The 12,465-nt window shown below is 61.9% G+C and carries 12 protein-coding genes; 8 read left to right on the top strand and 4 right to left on the bottom strand.

All coding sequences use genetic code 11. The annotated features are described in order from the left end of the window. Positions 1–55: 55 nt before the first annotated feature. A complete protein-coding gene (gene pobA, locus IF199_RS23810; RefSeq protein ID WP_425220394.1) occupies positions 56–1,240 on the bottom strand; it encodes a 4-hydroxybenzoate 3-monooxygenase in 1,185 nt (394 codons plus the stop codon). Positions 1,241–1,427: 187 nt separating this feature from the next. Between pobA and IF199_RS23805 the strand changes: the two genes are divergently transcribed. Beyond that, positions 1,428–2,324, top strand: coding sequence for a helix-turn-helix domain-containing protein (locus tag IF199_RS23805; RefSeq protein WP_192558862.1), 897 nt, complete (start codon positions 1,428–1,430; stop codon positions 2,322–2,324). A 9-nt stretch (positions 2,325–2,333) separates the two neighbouring features. Here the strand turns inward: IF199_RS23805 and IF199_RS23800 are convergent, their stop codons facing one another. Both IF199_RS23800 and IF199_RS23795 read right to left on the bottom strand, forming a co-directional pair. Continuing rightward, entirely contained in the window at positions 2,334–2,561 is a 228-nt protein-coding gene (locus IF199_RS23800) for a hypothetical protein (protein WP_085730216.1), read from the bottom strand. A 41-nt stretch (positions 2,562–2,602) separates the two neighbouring features. Beyond that, a complete protein-coding gene (locus IF199_RS23795; protein ID WP_208491898.1) occupies positions 2,603–3,508 on the bottom strand; it encodes a LysR family transcriptional regulator in 906 nt (301 codons plus the stop codon). Between the two features lie 114 nt (positions 3,509–3,622). Here IF199_RS23795 and IF199_RS23790 point away from each other — a divergent pair, with 114 nt between their 5' ends. Together IF199_RS23790 and IF199_RS23785 are read left to right on the top strand one after the other, a co-directional pair. Continuing rightward, complete coding sequence (locus tag IF199_RS23790) at positions 3,623–4,501, top strand: MBL fold metallo-hydrolase (protein WP_096818389.1); 879 nt, start codon at positions 3,623–3,625, stop codon at positions 4,499–4,501. A gap of 46 nt (positions 4,502–4,547) precedes the next feature. Beyond that, a complete protein-coding gene (locus tag IF199_RS23785) occupies positions 4,548–5,162 on the top strand; it encodes an NAD(P)-dependent oxidoreductase (RefSeq protein WP_096818388.1) in 615 nt (204 codons plus the stop codon). Positions 5,163–5,215: 53 nt separating this feature from the next. Here IF199_RS23785 and IF199_RS23780 read toward each other — a convergent pair whose 3' ends face one another. Beyond that, positions 5,216–6,094: a LysR substrate-binding domain-containing protein gene (locus IF199_RS23780; protein ID WP_192558861.1), complete on the bottom strand. Its 879-nt coding sequence runs from the start codon at positions 6,092–6,094 to the stop codon at positions 5,216–5,218. 139 nt (positions 6,095–6,233) lie between these two features. Between IF199_RS23780 and IF199_RS23775 the strand changes: the two genes are divergently transcribed. From IF199_RS23775 to IF199_RS23755, 5 genes are all read left to right on the top strand, one after another. Further along, positions 6,234–7,871 carry a 5-guanidino-2-oxopentanoate decarboxylase gene (locus IF199_RS23775; RefSeq protein WP_192558860.1) on the top strand — a complete coding sequence of 546 codons (1,638 nt, stop codon included), beginning with the start codon at positions 6,234–6,236 and terminating at the stop codon, positions 7,869–7,871. Then, positions 7,871–9,319, top strand: a complete 1,449-nt coding sequence (locus IF199_RS23770) for an aldehyde dehydrogenase family protein (protein ID WP_192560998.1) — start codon at positions 7,871–7,873, stop codon at positions 9,317–9,319. The genes IF199_RS23775 and IF199_RS23770 overlap by 1 nt, the downstream gene beginning before the upstream one ends. A gap of 215 nt (positions 9,320–9,534) precedes the next feature. Then, positions 9,535–10,638: an ABC transporter substrate-binding protein gene (locus tag IF199_RS23765; RefSeq protein ID WP_011335694.1), complete on the top strand. Its 1,104-nt coding sequence runs from the start codon at positions 9,535–9,537 to the stop codon at positions 10,636–10,638. Positions 10,639–10,709: 71 nt separating this feature from the next. Then, positions 10,710–11,618: an ABC transporter permease gene (locus IF199_RS23760; RefSeq protein WP_192558859.1), complete on the top strand. Its 909-nt coding sequence runs from the start codon at positions 10,710–10,712 to the stop codon at positions 11,616–11,618. After that, positions 11,615–12,463, top strand: a complete 849-nt coding sequence (locus IF199_RS23755; RefSeq protein WP_192558858.1) for an ABC transporter permease — start codon at positions 11,615–11,617, stop codon at positions 12,461–12,463. Before IF199_RS23760 ends, IF199_RS23755 begins: the two co-directional genes overlap by 4 nt. Positions 12,464–12,465: the final 2 nt, after the last annotated feature.

The following is a 12,465-nucleotide window of genomic DNA, read 5'->3' as shown; positions in this document are numbered from 1 at the left end:
ACCCGCAGGGGCAAGGCGAGCGGGTGGATGCTCGCCAGTGTAAGTCGGTAGCAGGCTATTCGATAGCCTCATAAGGAAGTCCGACGTAATTTTCTGCAATGGTTTTTTGACCGGCCTCTGAACTGACAAAGTAGTCCAGTTCCGAAGCACTGATCCGCTGGCTGAAATCATCGTGTTCGTCGAAACGGTGCAGCATCGAGGTCATCCACCAGGAGAAACGCTCGGCTTTCCACACCCGACGCAGGCAGATTTCCGAATACTTCTCCAGCAAGTCAGCGCGCCCTTCGCGGTAAACCTTCAGCAGAATCCTGAACAGAGTGCTGACGTCGCTGGCCGCCAGGTTCAAACCCTTGGCACCGGTCGGCGGAACGATATGTGCCGCATCCCCCACCAGAAACATCCGCCCGTACTGCATCGGCTCGACCACAAAACTGCGCAGCGGCGCGATGCTCTTTTCAATCGACGGACCGGTCACCAGCTTCTGCGCCAGATCCGCCGGCAGACGATTGCGCAGTTCATCCCAGAAGCGTTGATCCGACCAGTCGTCGACGTTCTCCTCGGCCGGCACTTGCAGGTAATAGCGGGTGCGGGTCGCCGACCGCATGCTGCACAGGGCGAAGCCGCGCTCGTGACGGGCGTAGACCAGTTCGTCGTGAATCGGTGGTGTGTCGGCGAGTATCCCCAGCCAGCCGAACGGATAAACCCGTTCGAAGACCTTCAGGCATTCCGCGGGAATCGACTGCCGGGCCACGCCATGGAAACCGTCGCAACCGGCGATGTAATCGCAATCGACGCGCCAGGTTTCGCCGTCCTTTTCAAACGTGACGTAGGCCTCGTCGCTTTTCATGCCACAGGGAACGACATGGCTGGCTTCGTAGATTGTCTGTCCGCCGGTCTCCCGACGAGCGGCCATCAGGTCGCGGGTGACCTCGGTCTGGCCATAGACCATCACGGTTTTTCCACCGGTCAGCGCCTGCAGATCGATGTGTACCCGACGCCCGTCGAGGGCCAGTTCGAACCCACCGTGGACCAGCCCTTCGGCGTCCATCCGCTGACCCACGCCAGCCTCGCGCAACAGCTCTACCATGCCCTGTTCAAGGACCCCGGCGCGGATTCGGCCGAGTACATAGTCAGGTGTCTGGCGCTCGATAATCAGGGTGTCGATGCCGGCGTTGTGCAGCAGTTGGCCGAGCAATAATCCGGACGGACCGGCGCCAATGATGGCGACTTGGGTTTTCAGCGTTTTCATTGTTTTTATGACTCGCAAGCTTCACGCGACAACGGCCGGTGAATGATTTTCAGGATTCGAGTGCTTGCATTTTTCCCTTGCGGGTCTGTCAATTGAAGGTGAAAACTGAGCCGATACCTGTACATTCTGCCAATCGGTGCGATTATCGCCCGCAACCTTCGAGGCCTGGATTGAAGTGATGAACAAGCCTGACCTGCCTTCGATTCCGGTGTTCAAGCTCTACGGTGAAAGCCTGGACTGGCCAACCCCTGACTTGCTGCACTGTGAAACCATTTCCAAACGCAGCCGCGAACATCAATGGGAAATCAAACCCCACCGCCACGCCGATTTGTGCCAGTTGCTCTTCGTATTCAAAGGTCAGGCAGAGCTTGAAATCGAAGGCCAACGCACGCAACTGAACGAAACCGCGATCCAGATCCTGCCACCGTTATCGGTGCATGGTTTCCGATTTTCCGAGGACGTCGAAGGATTTGTCGTCACCCTGGCCACGCCGTTGATCAACCATTTGCAGGCGCAACTGGGCAGCGCGGTGCAGGCTTTGGCCCAGGCCGAAAGCTACCCGGCGGGCAAGGACGCGGACTACCTCAACAGTCTGTTTGTCGCGTTGCAGGCCGAGTACAACGGTCATCAACCGGCGCGGGAAATGCTCATGCATTCGCTGGTCAGCGTGATCATGGTCTGGGTCAGCCGCCAGGCGATCCACCGCCACAACGCCACGCAACGCCCGCAGCGCCAGCGCGAATACCTTAATGGCTTTATTCAACTGGTAGAGGAGACGTACCGACAGCACGTCAAGGTCGAAGATCTGGCCCATCGCCTGGGGATTTCCGTCTCGCACCTCAACGGCACCTGCCGCGAACTGGCGGGGCAGCCGGCGTTGCAGATCATGCATGAACGTCAGTTGCTGGAAGCCAAGCGTCTGCTGACGTACACCAGCATGACCATTTACGAGATGTCCGACGTGTTGGGTTTTTCCGATCCGACCAACTTCACGCGCCTGTTCCGGCGCCGGGTGGGGATCTCGCCAAAGGCGTTCCGCGACCGCTTGAAGGCCGAGCAGAACGACGACGCCTGACGTCCGGTATCAGCGCAGGGCGTTGAGGGTGGCGTTGTGAGGGATGCAGCGCTCGAAGTTGCAGCTCGCGTACTCACGGGGCAGTTGCCGCAACTGCTCCACGCGCCATGCCGCGGTGCCGTACAGCGCCAGCGTGGCCGCGCAGGTGATGAAAATTGCGAGGTATCTTCTTGTTCTGGTGCTCATGATCATGGCGTTGACCTCTGAACGAATACCCTTGGGTACTACTTTCAGCATAGGTCAGCGCCGTGGAGTTGCCAGCCGCGCGGCGAACGGGTTTACAAGCCGACATCCCATTGCGGGTTTTCGGGAAACCGCAGTACCAGGAAATCCAGCATGCTGCGCAGCGCCACCGGCATGTGTTTGCGCGAGGCGTACACCGCGTAGATGTTCATCCGCCGAGGCTCGGCGTGCGGCAGCAGGCGCACCAGTTCCCCGCTGTGAATATGTACGCCGGCCTGATAGGTCGGCAGCATCGCCACCCCGGCACCGGCGAGTGTCGCGCGCAGCAGGGTGCTGGCCTCGTTGGCGCTGATGTTGCCCTGCACCGGCACCGACACCGGTTCGCCATCCTCTTCGAAATGCCACAGGCTCTTGCCGAAATAGGAATGGGTCAGGCAGTTGTGTCGGCTCAGATCTTCTACGCGCTGCGGCTGCGGCTGTTCCCGCAGATAGGCAGGTGCGGCGCAGACCACCGAGCGGCAGACGGTCAGGCGCCGGGCGATCAGGTTGGGATCGAGATCGTTGCTGGTGCGGATCGCCAGGTCGATGCGCTCGTCCACCAGATTCACCGTGCGGTCGAGCATTTGCAGGTCGATGTTGACGCCCGGGTAGCGTTTGACGAACGCGGCCATGGCATCGGCCAGTTGCGCCTGGCCGAACGAGGTGCTGACGCTGATCCGCAACAAACCCCGTGGCGCATCGTCGGGTTCGCTGACGGCGGCCTGCATGTCGCTCGACAGTTCGAGCATCTGCCGGCAGCGCGGCAGGATCTCGTTGCCGGCGGCGGTCAGGCTCAGTTTGCGCGTGGTGCGGTGCATCAGGCGCGCGCCGACCCAGTCTTCCAGTTCCGCCAGATACCGCGACACCACTGGCCGCGACAGGTCCAGGTGATCGGCCGCCGCCGACTGGCTGCCCAGATCCACAACCGTGACAAACACCCGCATTGCTTGGAGACGATCCATGATTTGCCCGCTTTCAGAAACAAACTATGTTTAAGCATCGCATTTTTTGTAATGAGTCTGGCAACTAAGCTCTGTCCCATCGCCAAGCACGGCATACGAACAGCGGAGCAACCCATGATCGGCTTCACCACTCTCAAGCGCGTTTTACTGGCCACCGCCACCCTCGGTTTTGCTGCTCACGCGGCTGCTGCGAATCTGAGCCTCGATGTCTACAACCCAGGCACCAACGCAATCTTCCCGGTGACCTCGGTGCTGGTCAGCGGCGAGAAGGACGCGATCCTGGTGGACGCCCAGTTCGGCAAGTCCCAGGCCGAGCAAGTGGTGGAAAAGATCCGCGCCAGCGGCAAGCAACTGACCACGATCTACATCAGCCACGGTGACCCGGATTATTACTTCGGTCTCGACACCCTGACCAAAGCCTTCCCGAATGCCAAGGTACTGGCTTCGCAGCCGACCGTTGATCACATCAAGCAAACCGTCGACGGCAAACTGGCGTTCTGGGGCCCGAAAATGGGCGCCGACGTGCCGGCCAAAACCATCGTGCCGGGCGTGCTCAAGGGCGACAGCCTGATGCTTGAAGGCCAGAAACTGCAGGTAGTCGGCCTGGAAGGCAAGCAACCGGATCGCAGCTTCGTGTGGATTCCTTCGTTGAAAGCCGTGGTCGGTGGTGTCGTTGTCGCCGAGAACATCCACGTGTGGATGGCCGATACCCAGACTGCACAATCCCACGCCGACTGGCTGGAAACCCTGCACTCGATCGAAACCCTGAAACCGAAAACCGTGGTGCCGGGTCACTACCTGGGTGACAGCGCCCGCTCGCTGGCGGCCGTGAAGTTCACTGCCGACTACATCAAGGCGTTCGACGAAGAAACCGCCAAGGCCAAGGACTCTGCCGCGCTGATCGCCGCGATGAAAAAACGCTACCCGAAACTGGGCGAAGAAAGCTCGCTGGAGCTGAGCGCCAAAGTCGCCAAGGGCGAGATGAAGTGGTAACCCGATTCTGAAAAACGCAGCACTCTCAAGCCAACTGGAGAATGTCATGAGCAAGATCGCAATCATTGGTGCCACCGGCCGTGCCGGCAGCCAATTGCTGGAAGAAGCCCTGCGTCGCGGCCACAGCGTCACCGCCATCGCTCGGGACACCTCGAAGATCGGCGCCCGCGCCGGTGTGGTCAGCAAGAACGTAGACGTTTTGAATGCCGCCGCGCTGCAAGACGCCGTCGCCGGTCACGATGTGGTGATCAGTGCCGCGCATTTCGCCACGGTACCGGCCAGCGCGCTGATCGGTCCGGTGAAACAGGCCGGGGTGAAACGTCTGCTGGTGGTCGGCGGTGCCGGTTCGCTGTTGCTGCCGGACGGCACCCGAGTGATCGACAGCGCCGGTTTCCCGGCCGAGTACAAGGCTGAGGCCAGCGCTGGTGCGGCGTTCCTTGATGCGCTGCGTCAGGAGAAGGAGCTGGACTGGACGTTCCTGTCGCCGTCGGCGCTGTTTGTCGAAGGCGAGCGCACCGGCAAGTTCCGCGTCGGCAAGGATGACTTGCTGGTGAGCGCCGAAGGCCAGAGCTCGATCACCTTTGCCGACTACGCGATTGCGCTGATCGACGAAGTGGAAACGCCGAAGCATTCGCGGCAGCGGTTTACTGTCGGTTACTGATGTAACCCGATCAAACGTTCCCACGCCTTGTGTGGGAACGTTCAGTAACAGGCTCACCGCGTATGAGCCTGCTCAACCAACCACCCCATCAATTCCTGCAACTTCGCCGACGGCTCCGACGCCGGCGCCACGATGTAATAGCCCAATCCCGTCTTCACCTTCAGATCGAACGGCATCACCAGTCGCCCGGCGTTCAAGTCATCGCCGATCAACGACCAGTCGCCGATCGCCACCCCAGTCCCGTGGGACGCCATCGACATCGCCTGATCCAGGGTTTCGAAATGCTGACCGCTGCCGATGTTGTTCAATTGCAGTTCGGCGGCCTCCAGCCACAGCGTCCAGTCGTCATCGGTGTGCGTCGGGTGCAGCAGCAAGTGCTGTTGCAAGTCGGCCGGCGTGTGCAGGGCCGACGACCCCTTGAGCAGCCCCGGTGAACAGACCGGCGTCAGTTGTTCATCGAACAGGTGCAAGGTCGCGGGCGAGTCGTGGGGCGCGGTGCCGTAGATCACCGCCGCGTCGAACTGTTCGCGATGAAAGTCCACCCCGTGCTGCAACGACGCCGTGAGTTTCACCGGCACGTCCGGGCGCTCGCGCTGCCATTGCAACAGCCGCGGCAACAACCAGCGCATCACGCAGCTTGGCGCCTTGAGTTGCAGGGTTTCGCGTTTGGCGCCGATCAGCTCCACCGAGTCGCCGATCAGGCTGAACACCTGCTGCACCCGTGGCAGCCATTCGCGACCTTCGGCCGTCAGTTCCAGGCCCCGGGCCAGGCGAATGAACAACTCATAGCCCAGATGTTCTTCAAGCCCGGCGATCTGCCGGCTCACCGCACCTTGGGTGATGTGCAACTGCTCGGCGGCCCGGGTGAAGTTGCAGCACTGCGCGGTGATCAGAAACGTGTGCAGGGCGGGCAGGGGAGGCAGTCGTTTCATGTGGATCCAAGGTATGACGTGAGGACATGGCTAGTATGAGCTTTTATCGATTGTTGCGGCTACGGGTCGCCCGTTTCAATGAGGCCAATCACCGGTTCCTTTAAAGCCCGGTGCCTCAACGAACAAGAAGGGCAAAGACATGGCGACGTGTGGCGAAGTACTGGTCAAGTTACTCGAGGATTATGGGGTCGAGCAGGTGTTCGGCATTCCCGGGGTGCATACCGTGGAGCTGTATCGCGGGCTGGCCCGTTCGAGCATCAACCACGTCACCCCGCGTCACGAGCAGGGCGCAGGTTTCATGGCCGACGGTTACGCCCGTACCAGCGGCAAACCGGGTGTGTGCTTCATCATCACCGGCCCGGGCATGACCAACATCACCACGGCCATGGGCCAGGCTTACGCCGATTCGATCCCGATGCTGGTGATCTCCAGCGTGCAGTCGCGCAGCCAATTGGGCGGCGGTCGCGGCAAGTTGCATGAACTGCCGAACCAGAGCGCACTGGTCGGCGGCGTGGCGGCGTTCTCCCACACGCTGATGTCGGCGTCCGAATTGCCGGGCGTGCTGGCCCGTGCATTTGCGCTGTTCCAGGCCGGGCGTCCGCGTCCGGTGCACATCGAGATTCCGCTGGATGTGCTGGTTGAAGAAGCCGACGAATTGCTGGCCAGCGTGCCGGTCCACATCGACCGCGCCGGTGCTGCACCGGCCGCCGTGAGCCGCATGACTGAACTGCTGGCCGGCGCCCAGCGTCCGCTGATCCTCGCCGGTGGCGGCGCCATCGATGCCGCTGCCGAACTCACCGAACTGGCCGAACTGCTCGACGCGCCAGTGGCCCTGACCATCAACGCCAAAGGCATGTTGCCGTCCAATCATCCGCTGTTGATCGGTTCGACCCAGAGTCTGGTGGCGACCCGCGCCCTGGTGGCCGACGCCGACGTGATCCTGGCGATTGGCACCGAGCTGGCGGAAACCGACTACGACGTCACCTTCGCGGGTGGTTTCGAGATCCCCGGCAAACTGCTGCGCGTCGATATCGATCCAGACCAGACCGTGCGCAACTACCCGCCTCATGTGGCGCTGGTGGCGGACTCGCGCAACGCGGCGCAAGCATTGCTGAGCGCGTTGTCGCACAAGCCGCTGGCCGAGCGCCGCAACGACTGGGGTCAGGTGCGCGCCGCCCGTCTGCGTGAAGACCTGGCCGCGACCTGGGACGCCCCGACCCTGGCCCAGACCCGCTTCCTCGAAACCGTGCTGCACGAACTGCCGAACGCGGTGTTCGTCGGCGACTCCACGCAACCGGTGTACACCGGCAACCTCACGTTCAACCCGGAGCGTCCGCGCCGCTGGTTCAACTCATCCACCGGTTACGGCACCCTCGGTTACGCCTTGCCGGCAGCGATTGGCGCCTGGCTCGGTGGCCCACTGGAACACGGCGCACGTCCGCCAGTGGTGTGCCTGATCGGCGACGGCGGTCTGCAATTTACCCTGCCGGAACTGGCCAGCGCCGTGGAAGCACGCACCCCGGTGATCATCCTGTTGTGGAACAACCAGGGTTACGAAGAGATCAAGAAATACATGGTCAACCGCGCCATCGAACCGGTGGGTGTGGACATCTACACCCCGGACTTCATCGGTGTGGCCAAGGCGTTGGGTTGCGCAGCGGAAGCGATCAGCTCCGCCGAACACCTGCGCGGTGCACTGCGCGCCGCCACCGATCGTCAGGGCCCGACCCTGATCGAAATCGACCAGACCCAATGGATGACGGCGGTGGCCAAATGATGAATTTCCCGACCACACTCGACGGCCTGTACATCAACGGCCAATGGGCCGCCGGCCGCGAGCACCTGCGCGTGATCAACCCGGCCACCGAAGCGCTGCTGACCACGGTCAATGGCGGTGATGCAAACGCCGTCAACCAAGCGGTAACGGCCGCGACTGTAGCCTTCAAGGACTGGTCGAAAACCACCGGCGCCGAGCGCGGCGCGATCCTGCGCAACATCGCCAATGGCGTGCGCAACGGTCGTGATCACTTGATGAAGTTGCAGTCGAGCAACAACGGCAAACCGCAGTTTGAAGCGGGCATCGATGTCGATGACGTGATCGCCACCTTCGAGTATTACGCCGAACTCGCCGAAGGCCTCGATGCGAAACAGGACAGCGATGTGCCGCTGCCGAGCGACGATTTCAGCGCACGTCTGCGCCGCGAGCCTTGCGGTGTGGTCGGGCTGATCGTGCCGTGGAATTTCCCGATGGTCACCACCGCGTGGAAACTCGCGCCAGCCCTGGCCGCCGGTTGCTGCGTGGTGCTCAAACCTTCGGAAGTCACGCCGCTGCCGGAACTGGAACTGGCAGCGATCATCGCCGAATCCGGTCTGCCCAAAGGCGTGTTCAACCTGGTGTGCGGCACCGGCCTGGCGGTCGGTGCGCCGCTGTCGGCGGACCCGCGCATCGCCAAGGTTTCCTTCACCGGTAGTAACGCCGTGGGTGTGCAGGTGATGCAGCGCGCCGCGGAAACCGTGAAGGGCGTGAGCCTGGAACTGGGCGGCAAATCCTCGCTGCTGATTCTGGAAGATGCCGACCTTGATCTGGCGGTGGAGCTGGCCTGCGGCGGTGGTTTCTTCAACGCCGGGCAGATGTGCTCGGCCACCAGCCGGGTGCTGGTCGCCGATGAACTGGCCGATGAATTCCTGATTCGTCTGAAGGCCCGCGCGGAAAAAATCCGTGTGGCCGACCCGTTCGATCCAGAAGTCGAGATGGGCGCGCTGGTCAATCAGGCGCAGTACCAGCGTGTGCTCGGTCACATTGACCGTGGTCTGAGCGCCGGTGCCAAGCTGATCTGTGGCGGCAATCGCCCGGCGGATCTGCCGCGCGGATATTTCTTGCAACCGACGATCTTCACCGAAGTGCCCCTCGACAGTGCGCTGTGGTGTGAAGAAATCTTCGGCCCGGTGATCTGCGTGCGCAGTTTCGCTTCGGAAGCCGAGGCGATTGCCCTGGCCAACGACAGCCAGTTCGGTCTGGTGGCCAGCGTGGTCACGCGCAATGCCGAGACCGCAGATCGGGTCGCCAACGCCTTGCAGGCGGGGCTGGTGTGGCTCAACGCACCGCAGGTGATCTTCCCGCAGACGGCGTGGGGCGGCTACAAACAGAGCAGCATCGGTCGCGAACTGGGGCCGTGGGGCCTGGCGGCATTCCAGGAAATCAAGCACGTGATCCGCGCGCTCTGAATGCCCGAAAAAGGTCAGCGCATGCCTCGCAACGAGGCATGCGCCGGCGTCATGGCTCCAATGAGTTTTTATCGATAGTCAGGTGTTTTGCACGACCTCAGGATGAACCCGCTGATCACGTTCAAGCCCTTTGAAATCGGGGCTTGAGCGGTTCCGATCACGCACGGCAAGGGTTGCGGTCAATCTCATACTTACAAGAATAATGGGAGTCCTAAATGGGCGAGCACGATCTGAACAGGCGTCAATTCATCAAAACCGTCGGCGTGGCCTCGGTGGCTGCGGCGGCCATGAGCATGCCCTTCATCCGGGCCAGTGCCAGCGACACCCGCTTTGCCGGCAAGACCCTGCGCCTGCTGACCTGGTCCGATGACACGGGTCTGGCCGCACTGCGCAACATCGCTGCAACGTTCGAAGCCAAGACCGGCGCCAAAGTGATTGCCGACCGCACCGGCAGCACCTCGGAAATGGTCGCCAAGCTCAAGGCCGGCGGTGACCGTCCGCAGTACGACATCATCACTCTGGCCGGGGTCGGCGCCGAAGGTCTGGCCGCTGCCGGACTGCTGGAAAAACCCGATCTCAACCGCATTCCCAACCTGATCGATGTCCCGGAAAAATACCGCACCGGGGCCAACGGTCACGGCATCGGTTACCTGCTGTGGTGCAATAGCCTGGTCTACAGCACCCGTACCCAGAAAGAAGCGCCGGACAGTTACGCCGCGCTGTGGGACGCCGATCTGGCACCGAACATTTTCCTGCCGCCGCCGAACTGGACCGAGGCGATGGACCTGATCATCATCGCCGCCAAACTGGCCGGTGGTGACGAACACAACATCGAGCCGGGCTTCAAGAAACTCGCGGAGTTGAAAGACCGCGTGGTGACCCTGGGCGAAAACCCCAACCAGATCGCCGAGCTGTTTCGCACCGGTTCCCTGGACATGGGCGGCCTGTATGCCCCGGCATTTTTCCCCAAGCAGATCCGCGACCCGAACTACGGCCTCGGTGCCACGTTCGGCATGAAAGAAGGTTTCTATACCGACCTGATGCTCTCGGTGATGCCGAAGAACCGTCCAGGCGACACCGACCTGGCCTACGCCTTCATCGATCACTCCCTCGACCCGTTGGTGCAGGGCAAGATGGCCGAAGACATCTTCAACGGCCCGGTCAACGCCAAGGCGATCATCTCCGCCGAAGCGCGCAAGAGCCCGTTCATCCTCACGCCGGAGCAGATCGCGGAGAAGGCGATCATGCACGACAACGCCTTCCTGGCGACCGTGCATGACCAGTGGATTCGTCGCTACACGGAAATCTTTTCTTCCTGACGCCGACCTTCCGGGGCACCGCATGATCGGGGTGCCCGGGAGATTCGTTTTCCATTGACGAGATCATTGCTATGGAACATCAATCCCTGACCCAACCGGTCGGCGCGGGTGACGTGCGCCCGGCGCACGGTGTTTCGCCAACCGCGCGGGCGTGGTTTTTCCTCACGCCGTCGATGCTGTTTCTCGGCGTGCTGATTGCCGCCAGCCTGCTGGTGCTGCGCATGAGCGTTGGCACCAAAGGTGCGGAGTGGTCCGGTTTCAGCCTGGCCAGTTACGCGCAGTTGCTCGAACCCTACTACCTGAAATCGTTGCTGCTGACCTTGCGTCTGGCGCTGATCAGCGCGGTGATCGCCGTAGTGCTGGCGATCCCGGTGGCCTACACCATGTCGCGCCTGACTTCACCGTTCGTGCGGCGGATCTTCCTCGCGGCGGTGCTGTTGCCGCTGCTGGTCAACCTGCTGCTGCAAAGCTACGGCTGGCTGGTGATTCTCGGCCCCGGCGGCATGCTCAACCAGACGCTGATGGGCCTCGGTCTGATCAAACGCCCGATCATGTTGCTGTACAACCAGAACGGCGTATTGATGGGTCTGGTGCAGACCGCGTTCCCGCTCGCTGTGCTGCCGATTGCCAGCGCCATGCGCGGTGTCGCCCGCAGCTACGAAGAAGCTGCCGCGACGCTTGGCGCCAGTCGTTTCCAAGTGTTCCGTCAGGTGGTGTTGCCGATGAGTCTGCCGGGGATCATCACCGGCGCGACGCTGGTGTTCGCCTACAACGCCAGCAGCTTCGTGGTGCCGCTGCTGCTGGGTGGTCGGCGCGTGCCGATGCTCGCGGTGATGGTGCATGACCAGATCGCCCCGCTGATGAACTGGCCCGCTGCGTCCGCCGCTGGTGTGGTGCTGATCGTTACCACACTGGCGATCATGACCTTGTCCGAATACATCACCGGCCGCCGTCGCCGTCTGCTGGAGGCTTCGCAATGAGTGCCCTGATCAAGAAGCGTCAGTCGCTGTTGCCGGGAGACACCGGCAAGTTCGCCGGTATTCTTTCCGGGATCATTTTGTTCCTGGCAGTGTTGCCGATCCTGACCATGATCGTGATGTCGTTCAGCGGTGCGTCGAACCTCGACTTCCCGCCGAGCAACTACAGCCTGCAATGGTACAAGGCGGCGTGGCACACCTTTGTGTCGCCGGACGCCAGCGATGTGCTGAGCCTCGGCCAGGCCATGGGCACCAGTTTGCTGGTGGCGTGCCTGACGATGATTTTCGCCACGCTGATCGCGGTGCCGGCGGCCTACGCGCTGACCCGTTGCGAGTTCCGTGGCAAGGGCGTGGCGTTGCAACTGATGTCGCTGCCGCTGGTGTTTCCGATGGTGGTGCTGGGGCTGGCCTTGCTGCTGGTGTTCGACAGCCTGCCGTTCCACATGACCACTTCGCGGCTGGTGATTGCCCACGTGATTCTGGCGCTGCCATTCGTGGTGAAGAACTGCACGGCGGCCATGCTTTCCATCGGCAGCGAAGTCGAAGAGGCCGCGCAGATGCTCGGCGCTTCGCCGTTGCGGGCCATCGTCGATGTGGTGGTGCCGCTGATGAAATCGGGGATCCTGGCGGGGATGCTGCTGGCGTTCATCGTCTCGTTCAACGAATTCACCGTGACCTATTTCCTCTACACCATCGACGTCATGACCGTGCCGATCTGGATGTACAGCCGCACTGTGTCATCGCTCGACCCTACCGTGTTCTCGTTTGCCGTGCTGATCGTGCTGATCGACTTCGTCCTGATCTGGGCGCTGGAGAAGCTGGTGGGCGAGGGCGGCGTTTCCTTCTGATT

Origin of the sequence: Pseudomonas allokribbensis (assembly GCF_014863605.1) — a bacterium.
GTDB classification, from domain to species: Bacteria; Pseudomonadota; Gammaproteobacteria; order Pseudomonadales; family Pseudomonadaceae; genus Aquipseudomonas; species Aquipseudomonas allokribbensis.
Note: the sequence above shows the minus strand (reverse complement) of the source record. Positions and strands in the feature narration are given on the sequence as shown.

Excerpts from the sequence above, each read along its gene's own strand:
- IF199_RS23805 (WP_192558862.1), top strand. The coding sequence starts at position 1,428 with ATGAACAAGCCTGACCTGCCTTCGATTCCGGTGTTCAAGCTCTACGGT.
- IF199_RS23800 (WP_085730216.1), bottom strand. The coding sequence starts at position 2,561 with ATGCTGAAAGTAGTACCCAAGGGTATTCGTTCAGAGGTCAACGCCATG.
- IF199_RS23795 (WP_208491898.1), bottom strand. The coding sequence starts at position 3,508 with ATGGATCGTCTCCAAGCAATGCGGGTGTTTGTCACGGTTGTGGATCTG.
- IF199_RS23790 (WP_096818389.1), top strand. The coding sequence starts at position 3,623 with ATGATCGGCTTCACCACTCTCAAGCGCGTTTTACTGGCCACCGCCACC.
- IF199_RS23785 (WP_096818388.1), top strand. The coding sequence starts at position 4,548 with ATGAGCAAGATCGCAATCATTGGTGCCACCGGCCGTGCCGGCAGCCAA.
- IF199_RS23780 (WP_192558861.1), bottom strand. The coding sequence starts at position 6,094 with ATGAAACGACTGCCTCCCCTGCCCGCCCTGCACACGTTTCTGATCACC.
- IF199_RS23775 (WP_192558860.1), top strand. The coding sequence starts at position 6,234 with ATGGCGACGTGTGGCGAAGTACTGGTCAAGTTACTCGAGGATTATGGG.
- IF199_RS23770 (WP_192560998.1), top strand. The coding sequence starts at position 7,871 with ATGAATTTCCCGACCACACTCGACGGCCTGTACATCAACGGCCAATGG.
- IF199_RS23765 (WP_011335694.1), top strand. The coding sequence starts at position 9,535 with ATGGGCGAGCACGATCTGAACAGGCGTCAATTCATCAAAACCGTCGGC.
- IF199_RS23760 (WP_192558859.1), top strand. The coding sequence starts at position 10,710 with ATGGAACATCAATCCCTGACCCAACCGGTCGGCGCGGGTGACGTGCGC.
- IF199_RS23755 (WP_192558858.1), top strand. The coding sequence starts at position 11,615 with ATGAGTGCCCTGATCAAGAAGCGTCAGTCGCTGTTGCCGGGAGACACC.